This is a genomic window from Enterococcus sp. DIV0421 (assembly GCF_051713745.1).
GTDB classification, from domain to species: Bacteria; Bacillota; Bacilli; order Lactobacillales; family Enterococcaceae; genus Enterococcus_D; species Enterococcus_D casseliflavus.
This window is the reverse complement of record NZ_JBIOQM010000001.1, coordinates 1558172-1580020: the sequence shown is the minus strand read 5'-3', so window position 1 is coordinate 1580020 and position 21849 is coordinate 1558172. Positions and strand designations below refer to the sequence as shown.

At 43.9% G+C, this 21849-nt stretch carries 10 protein-coding genes; 4 read left to right on the top strand and 6 right to left on the bottom strand.

Annotated features, from left to right (window positions below):
• Window positions 1–990: 990 nt before the first annotated feature.
• Window positions 991–1383, bottom strand: coding sequence for a 30S ribosomal protein S9 (gene rpsI, locus IGI96_RS07700; RefSeq protein WP_003128901.1), 393 nt, complete (start codon window positions 1381–1383; stop codon window positions 991–993).
• A 15-nt stretch (window positions 1384–1398) separates the two neighbouring features.
• On the bottom strand, window positions 1399–1845 hold the full coding sequence (gene rplM, locus IGI96_RS07695; protein ID WP_303393675.1) for a 50S ribosomal protein L13: 447 nt from the start codon (window positions 1843–1845) through the stop codon (window positions 1399–1401).
• Between the two features lie 406 nt (window positions 1846–2251).
• Between rplM and IGI96_RS07690 the strand changes: the two genes are divergently transcribed.
• On the top strand, window positions 2252–3466 hold the full coding sequence (locus IGI96_RS07690) for an argininosuccinate synthase (RefSeq protein WP_005233014.1): 1215 nt from the start codon (window positions 2252–2254) through the stop codon (window positions 3464–3466).
• Between the two features lie 54 nt (window positions 3467–3520).
• Complete coding sequence (gene argH / locus IGI96_RS07685) at window positions 3521–4900, top strand: argininosuccinate lyase (protein ID WP_086338822.1); 1380 nt, start codon at window positions 3521–3523, stop codon at window positions 4898–4900.
• Window positions 4901–4940: 40 nt separating this feature from the next.
• On the opposite strand, the gene IGI96_RS07680 is transcribed toward argH, so the two are convergent.
• Window positions 4941–5429, bottom strand: a complete 489-nt coding sequence (locus IGI96_RS07680; RefSeq protein WP_005230382.1) for a Dps family protein — start codon at window positions 5427–5429, stop codon at window positions 4941–4943.
• 125 nt (window positions 5430–5554) lie between these two features.
• On the opposite strand from IGI96_RS07680, the gene IGI96_RS07675 reads away from it, so the two are divergent.
• Window positions 5555–6226: a prepilin peptidase gene (locus tag IGI96_RS07675; RefSeq protein ID WP_086338823.1), complete on the top strand. Its 672-nt coding sequence runs from the start codon at window positions 5555–5557 to the stop codon at window positions 6224–6226.
• A gap of 81 nt (window positions 6227–6307) precedes the next feature.
• Here IGI96_RS07675 and IGI96_RS07670 read toward each other — a convergent pair whose 3' ends face one another.
• Entirely contained in the window at window positions 6308–12502 is a 6195-nt protein-coding gene (locus IGI96_RS07670) for a Spy0128 family protein (protein WP_438784984.1), read from the bottom strand.
• A 298-nt stretch (window positions 12503–12800) separates the two neighbouring features.
• On the opposite strand from IGI96_RS07670, the gene IGI96_RS07665 reads away from it, so the two are divergent.
• On the top strand, window positions 12801–14219 hold the full coding sequence (locus tag IGI96_RS07665) for a helix-turn-helix domain-containing protein (RefSeq protein WP_086338825.1): 1419 nt from the start codon (window positions 12801–12803) through the stop codon (window positions 14217–14219).
• Between the two features lie 218 nt (window positions 14220–14437).
• Here IGI96_RS07665 and rpoC read toward each other — a convergent pair whose 3' ends face one another.
• Both rpoC and rpoB read right to left on the bottom strand, forming a co-directional pair.
• A complete protein-coding gene (rpoC, locus tag IGI96_RS07660; protein ID WP_015510610.1) occupies window positions 14438–18088 on the bottom strand; it encodes a DNA-directed RNA polymerase subunit beta' in 3651 nt (1216 codons plus the stop codon).
• An 87-nt stretch (window positions 18089–18175) separates the two neighbouring features.
• Window positions 18176–21793 carry a DNA-directed RNA polymerase subunit beta gene (gene rpoB, locus IGI96_RS07655; RefSeq protein ID WP_008381746.1) on the bottom strand — a complete coding sequence of 1206 codons (3618 nt, stop codon included), beginning with the start codon at window positions 21791–21793 and terminating at the stop codon, window positions 18176–18178.
• Window positions 21794–21849: the final 56 nt, after the last annotated feature.

The window sequence follows — 21849 nt, the reverse complement described above, 5'->3', positions numbered from 1 at the left end:
CCCATCTTTACTTTATATGTAACACCATTCAGCGTGAATTTTCATATAATTGAGGTCTGACTCATTTATATTTTCCCAGACTTCTTGGAGTATTGATTTACTGCGTATGCAAACTATAATTTCCTCATATATTTTGGTCATTCACTAAACTGTCTACAATTATCTCTTAACCATATAGTCTTCAGGTTGAGATCATTATGCTTTTTGTCAGTTCAAAAAAGCATTTACCAAACTAAATTGCGAAGCGTCTGAAAATGTTGCTATATTGGCATTTTGAAAGCTGCGAAACTTTACGAGCTTTCTTAAGAACTTGTTAACCAAGTCAGCATTTTTGAAATTATCTTACTTTCACGGTACATGTTTAAAGCCATCCAAATAATTCAAAAAGTTTGATTTGTCCATCGTTTGGATGAGCGCTACTAATATTATTCCTCTTATTCAACATATGAACTAATTTTTGATGAACAATATCAGTTTTTATCTCAATCTTTAAACAATTATCTAATAAAACTCTATCTTTAATATCAATTAAGTCATTTATATCAACATAATCTTCTCTTAAATTATCTCCTACTGCTGAATCACAAAAAAATTTTCATACAACACACTATTATTTTTGTTATATAAATTAATAGCAACCTCATTCCATAAGTCATCTAACGCTGAGACAAATCTTCCAATTAAATTTCGAAAGTTATATTGCATTTTTTGAATTTTGAGATTTATGCTTTGGATTATTGTTTAAAAGCTGCCTGATATTTGATTCTTTTACGACTTTGTAGTTAGTATATTTTCTGATGGAAGTCCCAAAGGTATTAAATAGTTTTCGAAATCACTGTTATCCATAATTTCCATTTCTTCAAAATTAAACGAACTCACCTCATTTGTTTAACTTCCTTCTATTTTTTATACTATATGTTACCACAAAACAAAAAAAAGACATTCCCAAATAAATGGAAAATGTCTTGAAATGTTGATATATAGAATATATTAACGTTTTGAAAATTGAGAAGCTTTACGAGCTTTCTTAAGACCTGGTTTTTTACGTTCAACCATACGTGCGTCACGAGTAAGTAAGCCAGCACGTTTAAGAGCTAAACGGAAATCAGGATCAACTTGTAACAATGCACGTGCGATACCGTGACGGATTGCACCTGATTGTCCAGCGTATCCACCACCATTTACGTTTACAAAAACATCGTATGAACCTTTAGTTTCTGTAACACCGAATGGTTGGTTGATTACTTCACGCAAGTCTGCGTGTGGGATGTATTCTTCAACATCTTTTTTGTTAACAGTAATTTTACCAGTACCTGGTACTAAACGTACGCGGGCTACTGCATTTTTACGACGGCCAGTGCCGATATATTGAGCTTGTGCCAATGAAATTCCCTCCTATTAGATTAAGTTTGTAATGTCCAATACTTCTGGTTGTTGTGCAGCATGTGGGTGTTCAGCGCCAGCATAAACATGAAGTTTCATTCCTTGTTTACGGCCTAAAGTGTTTTTAGGAAGCATGCCTTTTACAGAAGTTTCGATCAAACGACGAGAATTTTTAGCACGTAATTCTCCAGCAGAGACTGATTTCAATCCTCCTGGGAAGTTTGAGTGACGGTAATAAATTTTATCGCTTGCTTTGTTACCTGTTAATTTGATTTTTTCTGCATTAATGACGATTACGAAATCGCCTGTATCCACATGAGGTGTGAATGTTGGTTTATTTTTACCACGTAAGACAGATGCTACTACTGCTGAAAGACGACCCATAGGAACATCTGTTGCATCTACTACGTACCATTTACGTTCTACTTCGCCTGTTTTGGCCATATATGTTGTACGCACAATTTTTTCCTCCAATTCAATTTCACGAATGTTTGACATACACTTGAGTTTCCGGGGCTCTTGTGGGGCAAACAATACCATATAACATAATACCTTCTATAAAGCCTAATGTCAACGTAATTCCGCCTCTTTTTGAAAATTTTCTCCATTCGTTTTCTGCCATTTTCTCTGAAAAATGAAACTTGTTGTTGCAGACTTCTAAAACTGAATACCAAAATGAATATTATGTATAAACTTTCATTAACGAAGTGAGCATCCACTTCTTTTCCTCAATCACCAATAATAGTATAAAAACCTGATAATCACCACTTTTATGTATAAATATTTAATTTTACCCTTGATTTATTATTTTTATTCTGATAAGATAGCTTCAATCACTTGAAAACACGCGGAAAAGGAGTTAATAAGTATGAAAGAAAAAGTAATATTGGCCTATTCTGGAGGATTAGATACCTCCGTTTCAATTAAATGGTTAACGGACCAAGGATATGATGTAGTGGCTTGCTGCCTAGATATCGGTGAAGGTCGCGATACCCAATCCATTAAAGACAAAGCTTTGGCAGTTGGCGCGATTGAATCTTATGCCATCGATGCCCGCGAAGAATTCGCCCAAGATTTTGCTTTGATCGCTTTACAAGGCAATACTTTTTATGAAAATTCTTATCCTCTTGTTTCCGCTTTGTCTCGTCCATTGATCGCCAAGAAATTGGTGGAGTTGGCATTAGCGACTGGCGCAACGACCGTCGCCCACGGCTGTACCGGTAAAGGCAACGACCAAGTTCGGTTTGAAGTAGCGATCGCCGCTTTAGCGCCTCACTTGAAAGTCATCGCACCGGTTCGGGAATGGAAATGGTCTCGGGAAGAAGAGATTGCCTATGCGGCTGAAAAAGGGGTGCCGATTCCCGCTGACTTGGATAATCCATATTCCATCGACCAAAACTTATGGGGACGTGCCTGTGAGTGTGGCGTCTTAGAAGATCCTTGGGCAACGCCGCCAAAAGGGGCCTACGCCATCACGCAAGAATTAGAAGATACTCCTGACGTACCAACGATCGTTGAGATCACTTTTGATCAAGGGGTACCGACCGCCATTGATGGCGAAACGATGAATCTAGCAGAATTGATCATGAAACTAAACCGGATGGCTGGCGAGCATGGCGTTGGTCGGATCGACCATATCGAAAATCGTCTGGTGGGGATCAAATCACGGGAAGTTTATGAATGTCCGGGAGCGATCGCTTTGATGACGGCTCATAAAGAATTGGAAGATTTGGTCTTCGTGCGGGAATTGGCGCATTTCAAGCCAATCATTGAGCAGCAATTAGCCCAAGTCATCTATGACGGCCTATGGTTCAATCCATTGACGGAAGCATTGATTACCTTCCTGAAAAGCACGCAAGTCTACGTCAACGGAATCGTGCGTTTGAAATTGTTCAAAGGCAACGTCATTTGTGAAGGACGGAAATCTGAAAACAGCTTGTACGATGAAAACTTAGCAACGTACACGTCTGCAGATACCTTTGATCAGCATGCGGCTATCGGCTTCATCAAATTATGGGGACTGCCAAGCAAAGTGCACGCTGAGATCCAAGCACAACAGCAACTAACAGAAACATTGATTTAAGTATGCACGGCTGAAGCTGCCGCTTCAGCCGTAATCTTTTTTTGAGGTGAGAATATGGCAAAATTATGGGGCGGACGTTTCGATGGAAAAAATGAAGCATGGATCGATGCTTTTGGGGCTTCCATCACGTTTGATCAAAAGTTAGCAAAGCAAGACATTCTTGGCAGTTTGGCACATGTCAAAATGCTGGTCCATACGGGCATCATCAGTCAACCCGATGGCGAAGCGATCATTGGCGGCTTGACCACGATTCAGCAGCAATTAGCCGCTGGCGAATTGACCTTCACGATTGAAAATGAGGACATCCATTTAAACATCGAGACATTCTTGCATGAATTGATTGGACCAGTGGCAGGCAAATTGCATACTGCCCGTAGTCGTAATGACCAAGTGGCGACCGATATGCATTTGTATTTGAAAGAAGTCGTGCAAGACGTGATCACTTTGATCGCTGAATTGCGAGAAGCGCTGGTTTTACAAGCCGAAGCCAACATCTACACCATCATGCCCGGTTATACCCATCTGCAGCATGCTCAGCCGATTTCATTTGCCCATCACCTCTTAGCCTATTACAGCATGCTGACGCGTGACCAAGAGCGTTTCAGTGAGAGTTTGAGCCGCATCGATGTGATGCCTTTAGGCAGTGCCGCTTTGGCAGGAACTACCTTCCCTATCGATCGTGCCTTCACCGCTCAAGAGTTAGGGTTCAGCAATATTTACAGCAACAGCCTAGATGCGGTCAGCGATCGCGATTTTATCTTGGAATTTTTAAGCAACGCCTCTTTATTGATGATGCATCTGTCTCGTTTTTGTGAAGAGCTGATTCTTTGGTGCAGCCACGAGTACCAATTCGTGGAACTGACCGATACCTTCTCCACTGGCAGTTCCATCATGCCTCAAAAGAAAAACCCTGACATGGCGGAGCTGATCCGTGGAAAAACAGGACGTGTCTATGGGAACCTCTTTGGTCTTTTGACGGTCATGAAGGGCTTGCCGCTGGCGTACAACAAAGATTTCCAAGAAGACAAAGAAGGCATGTTTGACAGTGCCGAAACCATCACGAAAAGCTTGCAGATCATGACGGGCATGATCGCAACGATGAAGGTCAATCAAGCACGGATGCAAGAATCCACTGAAAAGGATTTTTCCAACGCAACAGAATTAGCGGATTACTTAGCTGGCAAAGGCGTGCCTTTCAGACAAGCCCATGAGATCGTCGGCAAACTTGTCAGCGAGTGTTTGAGCAAAGGCATCTATCTGCAAGATGTTTCCTTGGAAGAATACCAAGCGATCCATCCTGCCATCGACAGCGATATTTTTGAAAAGCTTGACTCCTATACCGCCGTCAAAAATCGTCATTCGTATGGCGGCACCGGTTTTGATCAAGTGGCACAGCAAATTGAAGCCGCCAAAACGTTATTAACAAGCAAGTAAAAAAACCAGCGAAGAAAATTCTTCGCTGGTTTTTTGTTGATTAATGACGTACGCGAGATTTCGCTGGATCGATCAATGGCGCTTCGCCTAAGTGCGCTTGGATCATCCAAATACGTTTTTCGATGGCTGTTTTGAAGCCGATGAAGATATCTTGGGTTGGATCGTCGCCTTCTTCACCAGATACTTCGATCCCTTTTTGGTATAAGTCCGCTAAATAACGGTAGCCTTCCACCAATGTAGCTAAGCGTTCTGGAATCGTGCGGTCCCAGTTACCCACTTCATCAGGGATTTGAGTGTGTTCTGCCATTTCACGCAAAGTTGAATATGGTGAACCGTCTAATGTAATCAAGCGTTCAGAAACTTCATCCAATTGCTCATTTAGATCATCCATGAATTCGTCCATCATTGGATGCAATGTCAAAAAGCCAGGTCCACGCATGTACCAGTGTGTTTGGTGAACGACCATAGCCATTTGGCTTAAATCAGCAACAAGTTGGTTTAATACTTCTTTTGTTTGTTCAAATTTCATAACGATTCCTCCTCTAAATTATCTATTTTAAGGATAATACGAAACAATTAAAAAGTACAACAAAATCATCTATTTGAGAAAATTTCTCACTCTCTTACGTATTTCTTTATGAGGGGGTACGAAAAATGACGATTTTCGTGTTTTTTTTAGGCGCTTTACTCGGCTTCTTTTGGCTTTTGCTCTTACATACTCTGTTTTGGAATCTGCCAAAAAGTGATTCTCGTTCTCACTACCAGAAAGTGAACAAAGTTTCGGATAACCATTGGTTTCTTCTCCTTCCTACAAGATGGCTTTCACCCCCGCTTTATTGGGTCTTCGCTTGCATATGCTATGGCGGACTTTGCGGGCTTGCCTTTCATGATTCAGAAAGCTTCCTGGCTTTTGTCTGGCTGACCAGTGCCTTTTTACTCAGCTTGACCGACTTGATAGACTATAGCGTCTACCCGCAACTGCTGTACCCCGCCCACCTACTGCTAGCGCTGGCACAGTTTAGAAGCGGCGCTTCTTTTCAATGGCTGTCTTTAGGCTTGCTGGTTCCACTGGTCTTTTTTGTCTGGCAGGAAAAAATGGGCGGCGGCGATCTCTTAGTGCTGGCAGGCTGGGGCACTTGGCTAGCGCCAAAGACCCTTTTGGCCCTCTTACTGGTAGCCAGCAGTCTCGGTCTCCTCGCTTTTTTTAGCTATCAAGGCATCTGGAAGAAACGATTGGCGCAGTTGCCCTTCGTCCCCTGCTTGAGTCTGGGTTTGCTGATTGTTCGCTTTCTAGCGTTTCATACTTTTGACGGTTTTTTTCTTTGAAGTGAAGAAAAACGGGACAGGAAAAAGCGGGACAAGTTGGCCTCATCCCGCTTTCTCTTTCTGCTCTGTTGCTTCCCCTGCCTATGATAACGGCGTCCGTTTTTTGCGATCAAGGTAGATGCCTACTGCGATCACTACTAACAACAGTCCAAGGACGACCCAACCAGCGGTCGTAGTGTCATTGGTTTTCGGTAAGTTGTCAGTTCCCGGCTTCGGTGTTTTGCCTTCTTTGACATGATTGTTGAATACCATCTCTGCCGTTTGCTCCGCTTCAGCTACTAATTTTCCTGCTTGTTCTTTGACGGTGACCGTTACTTGATAGGTGGTTTCATCATAGATGATCGTGGCGTCATTGCCAGCTTTTTCACGAATCGTGTAACGATGTTCCCCAGCATCGTCATACGTCAATGCATCAAAGGTAATCGTTCCGTTTGCGTCATTGTGTTGGGTTTGCAGAACCTTTCCAGCTTCATCCACTAATTCAAATGCGAATTCGTTGGCTTGCAAGTTTCTACCCGTCAAGACTTTCTTCGCACTTAGTACGACACTGCCTGCTTGTGGTTGGTAGCTGTTTTCGAAGACTTGATCGCCTTCGTATTCCGCAACTGCCGTGAGCTGTCCAGCTTCATCCGTCACGGTCACAACTACCGCAAGCTCTTTTGTATCGTAAGTGATGGTACCGTCAGTTCCTGTTTTCTCACGAATGGTGTAGTGATACTCACCTGCTTTGTCATATGCAAGAGCATCGAAGTAGATCTTGCCAGTGGCGTCGTTGGCTTTTGTTTGAAGAACAGTTCCGTCTTCATTGACTAGTTCAAAATCGAATTCATTTGCTTGTAGCGTACGACCAGTTAAAACTTTCTCGGCACTTAGTACGACACTGCCTGCTTGTGGTTGATAGCTGTTTTCAAAGACTTGATTGCCTTCGTATTCCGCAACTGCCGTGAGCTGTCCGTCTTCATCCGTTACAGTGACAACTACCGCCAGTTCTTTCCTATCGTACGTAATCGTGCCATCGATTCCTGCTTTCTCACGGATGGTATAGTGGTACTCACCTGTTTCCTCATAAGGGAGTGCGTCAAAGTAGATCTTGCCAGTGGCGTCATTGGCTTTTGTTTGAAGAACGTTCCCTTCTTCATCCACTAGTTCAAAATCGAATTCATTTGCTTGTAGCGTACGACCAGTTAAGACTTTCTCGGCACTTAGTACGACACTGCCTGCTTGTGGTTGATAGCTGTTTTCAAAGACTTGATTACCTTCGTATTCCGCAACTGCCGTGAGCTGTCCAGCTCCATCCGTCACAGTCACAACTACTGCAAGCTCTTTTGTATCATACGTGATCGTACCATCGCTGCCAGCTTGTTCACGGATAGTATAGCGGTATTCGCCCGCTTCGTCATATGCAAGAGCATCAAAGTAGATCTTGCCAGTGACATCATTGGCTTTTGTTTGAAGAACGTTCCCTTCTTCATCCACTAGTTCAAAGTCGAATTCATTTGCTTGTAAGGTGCGGCCGGTCAAGACTTTCTCGGCACTTAGTACGACACTGCCTGCTTGTGGCGTATAGCCGTTTTCAAAGACTTGATTGCCCTCATACGTTGCTGTTGCCACCAGTTGCCCGTCTTCATCGGTGACTTTCACAACAACGCCAATTTCTTTCGTGTCATAGGTAATGGTACTATCTGCGCCAACTTTTTCTCGAATCGTATAGCGGTATTCGCCGATTTCGTCATACGTCAATTCATCGAAATAGATTTGGCCAGTTGCATCATTGGTTTTCGTCTGTACTACATCGCCTGCTTCATCGACTAGTTCAAAGGCAAACTCGTTGGCTTCTAACGCGCGTCCCGTCAACACTTTCTCTACATTCAAGACCACACCGCCAGCTTTTGGCGTATAGTCATTTTCAAAGACTTGATTGCCTTCGTATTCGGTAACTGCCGTGAGCTGTCCGTCTTCATCGGTGACGGTCACAACTACCGCAAGTTCTTTTGCATCGTAAGTGATGGTGCCGTCAGTTCCTGCTTTCTCACGAATGGTGTAGTGATACTCACCTGTTTCCTCGTAAGGGAGCGCGTCAAAGTAGATCTTGCCCGTGGCATCATTGGCTTTTGTCTGAAGTACGTTGCCTGCTTCATCGACTAGTTCAAAATCAAATTCATTTGCCTGTAACGTACGACCAGTTAAGGTTTTCTCGGCACTTAGTACGACACTGCCTGCTTGTGGTTGATAGCTGTTTTCTAAGACTTGATTGCCTTCATATTCCGCTACTGCAATCAACTGCCCGTCCTCATCGGTGACGGTCACAACTACTGCAAGTTCTTTTTCATCGTAGGTGATGGTGTCGTCAGTTCCTGCTTTCTCACGGATGGTGTAGCGGTATTCACCTGCTTTATCGTAAGGAAGAGCGTCAAAGTAGATCTTGCCAGTGGCATCATTGGCTTTTGTCTGAAGCACAGTTCCTGCTTCATCAACTAGTTCAAAGTCAAATTCTTCTGCCTGCAAGCTTCGACCCGTCAAAATTTTCTCAGCATTCAAAACGACACTGCCAGCTTTTGGTGTATAGTCATTTTCAAAGACTTGATTGCCTTCATAGACTGCTGTCGCAATCAACTGATTATCTTCTTCTGTCACTGTCACAGTTACCTTTAGTTCTTTGTCTGTATAGGTGATGGTTGGATCGCTGTCGGCTTTTTCCCGAATCGTGTAATGGTACTCGCCAGGCTCATTGTAAGTGATGTCGTCAAAGGTGACTTGACCGTTACCGTCATTGGTTTGGGTTAGAATCACAGAGCCAGCTTCATCCACCAGGTAGAAAGTAAATTCGCCGTCTTTCAGCTCGCGTCCATGAAGCAGCTTCTGGACATTCAAAGCATGGGTCGTTTCTTTGATTTCTCGCTTGTTGGCTAGCTCAAAGACATAATTGACTTCTTTATCAGAGATAGTGAAGGTGTACTGAGTCGCATCTCGTTCGTATCCTTCTGGTGCGGTGATTTCTTGGATCATATAATCGCCGTAACGCAGATTATCGATCCGATCAATGGCGTTGCCGTTTTCCATGATTTGATTGTTTTTGACCACCAGATTCGACAAGATGACTTCATAGGTATTTTGCGCATTTTTGCGGCTTAATTGGAAAACTGCTTCTTCATCGATCCCTCGTTCTTTGGTGCCATCGGCATCGTATTTCACGATCGTCAAGGAGCCGTTCGTCCCAGAAGAGGTTCCGCTGCCGTCTGTCGATTTGATGGTGATTTCTTTGGTCACTGTGTGAATCTCGATCTCACTACCCGTTAAATTGACACTATTGGCCACCCGTTCATTGTTCAAAATCCCAGGATCAAGCTGTGTTTGATAAACGATAAAGTACGGTTTATCAATCATTTCTTCAAAAGCGATCACTAACGATTGCGTACCTGCTACCACATCCGAGGTGATTTTCGGATTGTCCTCGTTGGTGAAGGTGACTTTTTCTCCTTTTTCCCACGTGCCATTGTTTAAGACCGCTTCATACACGTCTACGATCACGGCATCGTTGGCATCGCGTAAAAAGGTGTGCTGATTGTAGTTGATGGTATCGGTGACTACCGCATTGTGGATTTTGCGACTGTCAGCGTTGATCATGATTTCCCAATCGATCAACCGATTGTTGTCGGCATTCTGGCTGCCGTTTTTCATCAACCAGTCCGTTTTTGCGGACTTGTCGACTTGGCCATCGGCAGTCAAGGTTGTGTCATTGTCCGTCAATGTGATGGTATTTTTGTAGGTAAATACCTCTTCAGCTGCTTCGGTTGCCAAGAAGACCGCCAGTGTTTCAGACGTTTCTTTCAGCAAGGTGATCGTAACTTTCTTCGTATCAGGATCATAGGTGTAGATGTAATCCTCATTCTCCACCAATTGTTCTTTCAGCGCTCTGACTTGCGTCGTATACCCAGTTACTGTGACCGTGTAAAGCGCCAAGTATTTCAAGGTTTGGCCTTCTTGCAGCTGGTCAGTGATGACTGCATCTTTGTTGATTTTTTCTTTGTACGTATTGAATAGCCCCATCCAATAGACTTGATCGCTAGAAGCGGTCTGCTCATCAAAAATAGTTCCTAGGTCTCGATTAAATACGGTTTTAATCGCGGTGGCGACATCTTCGCCTTCACCAATAAATAGGCCGTATTTCAAGGCATTTTTTAACCAACTGGTGTCCATCCATGTATTGGTTTCAGAAGCTTCCGTGAACGTATTGCCAGCTTCGTCTTTATAATGGACAAACGCTGCATTACTAAAACGTCCGGTAGAGCTGCCCGGTAACGTACCCTGTTGCACGATATCAAAGCTGGTTTTGAAGTTGACAGTGATCGTTGCTGAAGTCGTTTGGTACGCCCCTTGCAGCTTGATGCGAAAACCCGTCTCAAGTTCCTTCGTTGTGCCGTCCGTCAGTGTTTTCGTTTCTTTGATCAGCTCCAGCGTATAGTCGGTATCAAGAACCAAAGGCTCGGTCACGCCGCTCGCCGTCACTACCAGCGTATCCGCCAACAAGGCCAGTGCGCTGCTGTTTGCGCCAGAGATCAATTGATAGCGGTCTTCGATGATCAGGTCGCTAACTGTTTGCTGATTGGTATTGGCATCAATCTTCCATGCGACAGTCTTCGTCTCATAATCTTTGGTGCCAGCTGTTTTCACGACACCGATCGTTTTGGTTGGCGTCACGATCCCACTGCCCGTCAACGAGGTATTTTGATTGTCGCGGACCGAAGCGTAGTTGTAAATACGGGTATCGGCTAAAACCGATTCATACAGCTGGGTATCGTATTGAATCTTGTAGTAGCCAGCTTTGGCAAACGTGATGCCAAAGCGTACGATTTCCCCCTCTTTATTCTGTTGTTCTGTCCCATCAAAGGACCAGTCCTCTGAAGGGATTGGATTACCGTCTTTGTCAGTGATCACCAAAGTTTCTGGAACAAAAAAGTGCAAGGCTTTTTCAGGATCTGTTCCCGAGTAGGTCTGATCCAAAACTCTGGCTTGATCTTTGTCCAATGTAACGGAAATTTCCCAAGATGCTCGTTTCGTTTCTGGATCGTAGCCTTTAAATCGTTTGTATTCTGATTGTTCATCGTAGGTAACCGTTGCTTCTGCGGTTTTTTCTGTAAAATCGCTACCGTTGATTGTTGCCGTGTTTTTGAAAGAAGAAGCCGTTGGATCGGTGACTGCACTATTGATCACGATTCGAACCGGTTGATTAACCGTTTGATTGAAGGTAAACGTGTTGTTGACGCTGTTAAAGGTATATAAGCCATCGGTACAAACCCACTCCTTGGTAGCTTCATCGTACAAGTAGCCCGTCGAGGTACTATAAGATAAGCCTTGAGGCATCTTATCGGTGATCACCACATCGTGCAATTCACGACTGGTTTGGTTAAAAATAATTTCCCAAACCACTGAACCGCTGGAAGTCACATTACCAGTCTTAATGATATCGACTTCATAAATCGGCAATGTAATGATGATCTCATGACCATCTTCATCGTAGATCCCAGTATGAATCGTCACTTCTTCAGTAACAGTACTCACACTTAATTCCGTGATTAGATCAATGGTCCCCGAACGATTGGATAATGTCTGTGCGGCCTCATTAAACGTGACGGTCAATGTACCATCATGATCCAAGGTAAAGGTTCCGATCGATTGTCCGCCAGAACGAGTCAATTCGCCGCTAACGGTATTATGAATGGCAAAATAGTCTGGCAATTGATACGTATAATAATCGCCTGCGCGAATTTCTTCCGTGTCTGCTAACGACCAGTCAAAATGGATTTTGATGTTGCCGTTATACATCGGTGGATTTTCGGCAGTGAAGGGTTGATCGTTTAAGTCAGTGATCCGAACATTATCAAATAGCTGCACGCCCCGTTCATTTAGGTTGGCACTAAGATTCTCCGCGGTAGCCGAAGCTTCCGTTTCCGTCTCAGCATCTGGTGCTCGCGGTTGAATACTGTTTTGATTCAATGTCGAAGATGCTTGGGTTTCTTGACTCTCGCTAGGGACGGTAGTTGGTGCTTCTGTAGATTGAGTAGTCGTAGGTTGTGTTTCCTCTGTCCCAGATGAGTCCGTCGGTGCTTTTTCCGAATCGATCGTTTCGCTCTCTGCTTCGCTACTTGCTAGCGTTTCTGTCGTCCGTTGCGTGCTATCGGTTGCGTTAAGTGCTTCCGCCAATATGATCGTTGGTTCACAAACAATTGAACCAAGCAACACCAGCAAACATATATAGATAGAAAATGGCTTTTTCATGATTATTCATTCCTTTTGTATAAAGTTTTTTTATTCAATTGATTTCGGAAGTGCTCCACGAATAAAATTGTTCAACAGTGAGCAAGATATCCCAACAAACAACTGCTTTTTTCCCCCTCCCCATGATTCTACGATTTAGGTCTTTGCTACTTGCATCAAACGTGTTACTACTATCCCACACTTCTATTTTCCCAAATTATCACGTGGTGATGTATTCAAAAAAAATTCAACAGGTAATTTTTTTGAATACATGTAAAAACATGATACTATTTAGTCAAAAGGAGGCTTGGAGGAAAATATGTTACGGAAATTGTTATCATCCACTTCACAAAAGAAACTACAGCTGATTGAGTATTTATTGGACGATCAAGGCACCAGTCTTCACGATTTAGCACTGAAATTTTCTATCTCCATGTCCTCAGCAAAAACCTATATCGCAGAAATTGACAATGAATTTTCGTTTCTGGACTTACAATTTGATGATTTTTCAGCGGTTCGCTTGCACTTACATCCCTTTGCTACTCGTTTGGATATTTACAGCCACTTTTTGAACCGTTCTTCTGCGTTTCAATTACTGGAATTATTGTTTTCTTCCAGTTTTACCAGTTATGATATGCTGGCGCTGGAATTAAATTTAAGCAAATCATCGATTATTCGTTTAATTAAGAGGATCAACTTGATTCTGGCTCCTTTTGATTTCTTTATCGCAACCAAACCTATCCAGTTAAAAGGCAATGAAAAGAATATTCGCCAATTTTTTCTGATTTTCTTCTTGGAGAAATACCAATATGAATTTATCGACGCCAACATCAATCAAGAACAGGAATTTTTGAAAATCGCCCATATTATGGCAGCAGCGACGCCCTTAAATCTCTATTTTTCCGATATCAAAAAGATCGCTTTTGTCATCTATATCAATACGAAGCGTGACCGTTTTGCTGCCTCTGAAACCAATGCGGATCATATCGAGTATTTTTTAGAAAAAATCGACTTGAGTGAATTTACTGGCTACACCCGTGCCTATGTAGAAAAAATGGTTGGCTATGTCACGACGCACATTGGGCAAGACCCCGCTGTCTTTCACAAAACCAAACAAGAATTTTATCATTTGACGAAGCAATTGTTTCGAAAATACAACTACCGTGAAAGCAATTTTGAAGAAAAGCTGGATGCCGTCGTCTTTTCCTATTTTCTTGGGATCAATCTGCAGGTTCCTTACTGCATTTTGGATGATCGCTTCGACCGCTTTGTTGCTAATTGTGATTTTGTTCAGCAAGCAGTCAACCAAGACATCATTCAGCTTTTGACCCATTCGAGTTTACCGATCATTCGACCAAGTACGATCAATTACCTGATTTATATTTTTCATACTTCTTTTCCCAATTTTGCCAAAGAAATCATCGACGCCAATGCTGACTTTCACTTAGCCTTGTTCTATGATACGAATAGTTACCATACGGAATTTATCCAGACGAAAATTCAACAGTTTATTCCCTATCAGCTAACGATCACGATTTTAAATCCTCTAGACTCGTTTTCACTGACTATGCTGGATGAGACCTATGATCTGATCATCGGCAATCTGACACCTTCAAGCAGAAAAAATGTGTTTCATTATGCGGATATCAATCTGACTTCAAATGACTTGGCTTTTATTGCGCAGCAGATTCAGGAAAAAGGGATCGCCAATTTACAAAAACGGCAGGAAGACCGATGAAAAACAAAAAAGCCCCTCAAAAGGAGCTATTGAAGTGCTATCCCTTCAGAAGTTAGAGCAACTTCTGAGGATACAAGCTTCGTTTCACTTTTGGCGGGGCTTTTTAGTATGCCAAGAGCGTTCAACATTTGATCCTATATAACTACAAAAAAAGCTTGCCATTCCGAAGAATGACAAGCTTTTCCGTCACACTGAGTTAATCAGGTGCTGGGCATTGATTAGTTTTGGCTGTTCAATGCGTCTTCAGCAGCCATTTGTGCTTCGATGTCTGAGATGCTGTAGACATTTTCGCTGGCAACTGTTACTTCTTTTGGTTCCATTTCACGGTAACGAGGCATACCAGTACCAGCTGGGATGATCTTACCGATGATAACATTTTCTTTCAATCCAAGAAGTGGATCTTTCTTGCCGCGGATCGCTGCATCGGTCAACACACGAGTGGTTTCTTGGAAGGACGCAGCAGACAAGAAGCTGTTGGTTTCCAAGGATGCTTTCGTGATCCCTAATAGGACTGGACGGCTAGTTGCAGGAACGCCGCCGGCTACCAATGTGTCGTAGTTGCGGTCTTTAAAGTCGGCGATATCCAACAATGTTCCTGGCAAGATGCCTGAATCACCTGGATCCATGACGCGGACTTTACGCAGCATTTGACGAACCATTACTTCGATATGTTTGTCGCCGATTTCTACCCCTTGCATCCGGTAAACGCGTTGAACTTCTCGTAATAGGTAGTTTTCAACAGACAAGACATCGCGAACTTGTAACAGTTGTTTTGGATCGATCGATCCTTCCGTCAATGGCGCACCACGATGGATAAAGTCGCCTTCTGCTACTTTCATCCGGGCAGTATAAGGAACGGTATACGTACGCGTATCGGTTTCCCCTTTGATGGTCACTTCTTTGGTCCGAGTTGAAGGGTCTTCTGAGATATCGATGACTTCTCCGGTAACTTCGGTAATGACCGCTTGTCCTTTCGGATTACGGGCTTCAAAGATTTCTTGGACACGAGGGAGACCTTGCGTGATATCGTCTCCGGCAACCCCGCCGGTATGGAAAGTACGCATGGTCAACTGAGTACCAGGTTCACCGATTGATTGGGCAGCGATGGTACCGACTGCTTCCCCAACTTCAACTTCAGAACCAGTGGCTAAGTTGCGGCCATAACAATGTTTACATACACCATGTTTGGTGTTACATGTAAAGACAGAGCGAATGGATACTGTTTCGATACCAGCGTCCACGATGGCTTTAGCTAAATCTTCAGTGATCAATTCATTGACCCCTAGAAGGACTTCGCCAGTTTCAGGATGGATCACTGATTTACGTGTGTAACGTCCAATCAAACGTTCTTCTAAGGATTCGATGATTTCGTTTCCTTCGCGAATTGCTTGAATGTCTAAACCACGGTCAGTGCCACAATCGTCTTCACGGATGATGACATCTTGGGCAACGTCAACTAGACGACGTGTCAAGTAACCGGAATCGGCTGTTTTCAAGGCGGTATCGGTCATCCCTTTACGGGCACCATGGGTCGAGATAAACATTTCCAAGACAGATAGACCTTCACGGAAGTTTGAGATGATCGGCAATTCCATGATTCGTCCGTTAGGCGCGGCCATCAATCCACGCATCCCAGCAAGCTGAGTAAAGTTGGAGATGTTACCACGGGCACCGGAATCAGACATCATGAAGATTGGGTTTTTCGCTTCCAATGATTCCATCAGTTTTAACTGAATTTCATCTTTGGCTGCATTCCAAACACCAATAACTCGTTCATAACGCTCGTCATCGGTAATCAAACCACGACGGAATTGTTTCGTGATCGTTTCTACTTGTTTGTGGGCATTGTCGATGATGTCATGTTTTTCGTGCAAGTTCATGATATCAGCGATACCAACGGTGATACCTGCCATTGTTGAATGGCTGTATCCTAAGTCTTTCATGCGGTCAAGCATGCGTGACGTTTCAGTGATGCGGAAACGTTTGAAGACTTCTGAAATGATATTTCCTAAGTTTTTCTTCTTGAATGGGCCCACAAGCTCTTGTTCTTTAATGAAGGCAGGCACATCTGTACCAGCTTCAATAAAGTACTTGTCTGGTGTTTGAACCGTCAAGTTGTAGTCAGTCGGTTCGTTCAAGAATGGGAATTCTGGCGGCATGATCGAGTTGAAGATCACTTTACCTACCGTTGTTACCATCAAACGTTGTTTTTGTTCAGACGTGAATGGTTTGTCCCCTAAAGTGTTTGGATTGATGGCGATCCGTGTGTGTAAATGCACGTAGCCATTGCGCCATGCCGTAACTGCTTCGTCCATGTCACGGAAGATCATGCCTTCCCCTTCACGGCCTTCTTCTTCCATCGTCAAGTAGTAGTTCCCTAGGACCATATCCTGAGATGGTGTTACAACTGGTTTTCCGTCTTTTGGATTCAAAATGTTTTGGGCTGCTAACATCAGCATACGTGCTTCTGCTTGCGCTTCTTCGTTCAATGGTACGTGAACGGCCATTTGGTCTCCATCGAAATCGGCATTGTAGGCTTCACAAACAAGTGGGTGCAAACGAATGGCACGGCCTTCAACTAAGACTGGTTCAAATGCTTGGATACCTAATCTGTGAAGCGTAGGTGCCCGGTTCAATAGCACTGGATGTTCTTTGATAACATCTTCTAAAACATCCCAAACTTCGTCTTCTTGACGTTCGATTTTGCGTTTGGCATTTTTGATGTTTGACGCGATTTCACGAGAAACAAGCTCACGCATCACGAATGGTTTGAACAATTCGATCGCCATTTCTTTTGGCAGACCACATTGGTACATTTTCAGGAATGGACCAACGACGATAACTGAACGACCTGAGTAGTCGACCCGTTTTCCTAGCAAGTTTTGACGGAAACGACCTTGTTTCCCTTTCAACATGTGAGAAAGAGATTTCAATGGGCGGTTCCCTGGCCCTGCGACTGGACGGCCGCGACGACCGTTATCGATCAAGGCATCGACTGCTTCTTGCAGCATCCGTTTTTCATTTTGAACGATGATGTTTGGTGCATTCAAGTCTAACAAGCGTTTCAAACGGTTGTTACGGTTGATTACACGACGATACAAGTCGTTCAAGTCACTTGTGGCAAAACGTCCACCTTCTAATTGCACCATTGGGCGCAAATCAGGCGGGATAACTGGGATAACGTCCATGACCATCCAGCTTGGTTTGTTTCCTGAAGCACGGAATGCTTCTAAGATATCCAAACGGCGGATCGCACGCGTCCGTTTTTGACCAGTTGCGTTTTTCAATTCTTCTTTCAATTCAGCAACTTCGCCTTCAAGATCAACGCCATCTAATAATTGTTTGATGGCTTCGGCACCCATCGCTGCTGAAAATTCTTGACCGTATTGGTCACGTTTTTCACGGTATTCCCGTTCAGTCAATAGTTGTTTTTTCTCAAGGCTGGTGTTTCCTGGTTCAATCACTACGTATGAAGCAAAGTAGATGATTTCTTCCAATGCACGTGGGCTCATGTCTAAGACAAGACCCATCCGTGAAGGAATGCCTTTGAAGTACCAAATGTGTGATACTGGTGCTGCTAATTCAATGTGTCCCATGCGTTCACGACGCACTTTTGAACGTGTTACTTCCACGCCGCAACGGTCACAAACGATGCCTTTATAGCGGATCCGTTTGTATTTGCCGCAAGCACATTCCCAGTCTTTGGTTGGACCGAAAATACGCTCGTCAAACAACCCTTCGCGTTCAGGTTTTAACGTACGGTAGTTAATGGTTTCTGGTTTTTTTACTTCACCATAAGACCAGCTTCTGATTTTTTCAGGAGAAGCCAAACCGATTTGCATACTTTCGAATTTATTTACATCGATCAAAAAAGGTTCCCTCCATTTCATTTCATGGACATATCCGATAGAACGGGGGCTATTTCCGCTAGTGGCGGAAATAGCGAGGGCCGTCTATTATTGCAAGCGATCTTCTGCTGTCTCGATTTGTTGGTTCAACGCGTCGGCGGCATTTTTAGCTTCTGTTTGTGCTTTTTGTTCTAATTCGCGGGCTGTTTGTTGCTCCGCAAATTTTGTTAAGGCATCAACGGTGATCAAATCATCATCGTCATCATCCATATCACGTAGTTCGATCTCTGCATCATCGATATCTAGGACACGCATGTCTAGACCCAGTGATTGCAATTCTTTTACTAATACGCGGAATGATTCTGGTACACCTGGTTTTGGAATTGGTTCCCCTTTGACGATCGCTTCGTATGTTTTCACACGACCAACCACGTCATCTGATTTGTAGGTCAAGATTTCTTGCAAGGTGTAAGCAGCACCATATGCTTCCAGTGCCCAAACTTCCATCTCTCCGAAACGTTGTCCACCAAATTGGGCTTTTCCTCCCAATGGTTGTTGAGTAACCAATGAGTAAGGTCCAATGGAACGGGCATGCAATTTATCATCGACCATGTGGGCCAATTTGATCATGTACATGACACCAACGGAGATGCGGCCATCAAATGGTTCGCCGGTACGTCCGTCGTAAAGCACTGTTTTGGCATCGCTGGCCATTCCTGCTTCAGCAACCGTTGCCCAAACATCTTCATCGCTGGCACCATCAAAGACTGGTGTTGCCACGTGAATGCCTAGTTGACGCGCAGCCATTCCTAAGTGTAACTCTAATACTTGTCCAATGTTCATCCGAGAAGGTACCCCTAATGGGTTCAGCATGATGTCGACTGGTGTGCCATCTGGTAAGAAAGGCATGTCTTCTTCTGGCATAATGCGAGAAACGACCCCTTTGTTTCCGTGACGTCCGGCCATTTTATCCCCTTCATGGATTTTCCGTTTTTGAACGATATAAACGCGAACCAGCATGTTCACACCTGGTGACAATTCATCGCCAGCTTCGCGGGTAAAGATTTTGACATCGTGGACGATTCCGCCGCCGCCGTGAGGCACGCGTAGAGAAGTGTCACGCACTTCGCGGGCTTTTTCACCAAAGATTGCGTGCAATAAACGCTCTTCTGCTGAAAGTTCCGTTACCCCTTTTGGCGTGACTTTCCCAACAAGCAGATCGCCATCTTTGACTTCCGCACCAATGCGGATAATCCCCATTTCGTCTAGGTCTTTCAATGCGTCTTCCCCAACGTTCGGGATTTCGCGAGTGATTTCTTCAGGTCCTAATTTTGTGTCGCGGGCTTCTGATTCATATTCTTCAATATGGACAGAAGTGTAAACATCATCTTTCACCAAACGACGGCTCATGATGATGGCATCTTCATAGTTGTACCCTTCCCAAGTCATGAATGCGACTAAGACGTTTTGTCCTAGTGCCATTTCGCCTTGTTCCATAGATGGGCCATCTGCTAAGATGTCGCCTTTTTCGACTTTTTCACCAAGTGCTACTAATGGACGTTGGTTGTAGCTGGTTCCTGAGTTTGAACGACGGAATTTGGTAACAGAATAAACGTCCAATGCGCCATTGTCACGACGAACGCGCACTTCGGCTGCATCCACGTATTCTACGATCCCATCATGTTTACATAACAAAGCAGCTCCTGAGTCATGTGCTGATTTGTATTCCATACCAGTACCAACCCAAGGTGCTTTCGGATTGATCAATGGTACAGCTTGCCGCTGCATGTTGGCACCCATCAAGGCACGGTTGGAGTCATCGTTTTCCAAGAAAGGAATACATGCGGTTGCGACTGCGACTACTTGTTTTGGTGATACGTCCATGTAGTCGACTTTATCGATCGAAACTTCCAAGTTTTCAGAAGTAGCACGCGCCATAACAACGTCGTTTACGAAAGAGCCGTCTTCATTTAACAAGCTGTTTGCTTGGGCCACAACGTAGTGGTCTTCGGTATCGGCAGTCAAGTAATCGATCTTGTCAGTAACACGGCCTGTTTCGCGGTCAACTCGACGGTATGGTGTTTCAATGAAGCCATACTTGTTGACTTTGGCATAAGAGGCCAAGCTGTTGATCAACCCGATGTTTGGTCCCTCAGGCGTTTCGATCGGACACATACGGCCATAGTGGGAATAGTGAACGTCTCGGACTTCATAGCCGGCACGGTCACGGGTCAAACCACCAGGTCCTAAGGCAGATAGACGACGTTTATGGGTCAACTCACCCAGTGGGTTTGTTTGGTCCATGAACTGTGACAACTGAGAAGAACCAAAGAATTCTTTGATACTTGCGACAACCGGACGAATGTTGATCAATTGTTGCGGTGTCAAGGTTTCGGTGTCTTGGATCGACATCCGTTCACGCACGACACGCTCCATCCGAGCAAGCCCGATCCGGAATTGGTTTTGCAATAATTCACCAACAGAACGAATCCGACGGTTTCCTAAGTGGTCGATGTCATCGACATTGCCAATGCCTTCCATCAAGTTGAAGAAGTAGCTCATTGAAGCAATGATGTCTGCTGGACGAACCGTACGTGTAGCAGTATCTGGATAGCCATTACCGATCACGTTGACTTCTTGTTCTGGATCTTTTGGTGAAAAGACTTTGATGACTTGGACGGTCATTGGTTCGGTCACGACCCCATCTTCTGATGGATAGTACGTTACACTGTTTAAGCCATTATCGATAAATGCGCCTAGTGTTTCCATGACTTGGTGAGTCAAAACAGTGCCTTTTTCAACAATGATCTCGCCTGTTTCAGGGTCAACCAAGGTTTCTGCTAAGGTCAAGTTCAATAGACGTGTTTTCAAGTCTAATTTTTTGTTTACTTTGTAACGACCAACATTTGCTAAGTCGTAACGTTTTGGATCGAAGAAACGTGCGTTCAGCAAGCTGCGTGAGCTGTCTGCTGTTTTTGGCTCGCCTGGACGAAGACGTTCGTAAACATCTTTCAATCCTTCTTCGGTACGAGAATCGCTTGCGTTTTTATGCAAGTCTTTTTCGATCGTGTTGCGCAATGATTCACTGTCGCCGAAAATTTCAAAGATCGTGTCATCAGAACCAAACCCTAGGGCACGGACTAAGACCGTCAAAGGAATTTTACGGGTACGGTCAATCCGTACGTAAGAGATATCTTTGGCATCAGTTTCCATTTCTAACCACGCACCGCGGTTAGGGATAACAGTTGAACCAAAGCCTTCTTTGCCGTTTTTATCGACTTTGCCATGGAAATATACACCTGGAGAGCGGACCAACTGAGAAACAATAACCCGTTCTGCCCCGTTGATGATAAAGGTTCCTTGTTCAGTCATTAATGGGAAATCACCAAAGAATACTTCTTGGGATTTGATTTCCCCAGTTTCACGGTTCGTCAAACGCAAAGTAACATGTAATGGTGCCGAATAGTTTGCATCATGGGCACGGGCTTCTTCTACTGTATACTTTGGTTCTTTCAATTCATAATCCACAAATTCTAGGGACAAGTTACCGTTGAATCCTTCGATTGGCAAAATATCTTCAAACATTTCTCTTAGGCCCTCATCTAGGAACCATTGGTAAGAGTCGGTTTGAATTTCAATCAAATTCGGTAATTCTAATACTTCACTGATCCGTGCGAAACTTCTACGTTCGCGATGCTTTCCGTATTTTACTACGTGTCCAGCCAAGCTCTTCACCTCTTCATAAAGTCTTTCAAAAAGGCTATCCGATTATTTACAAAACT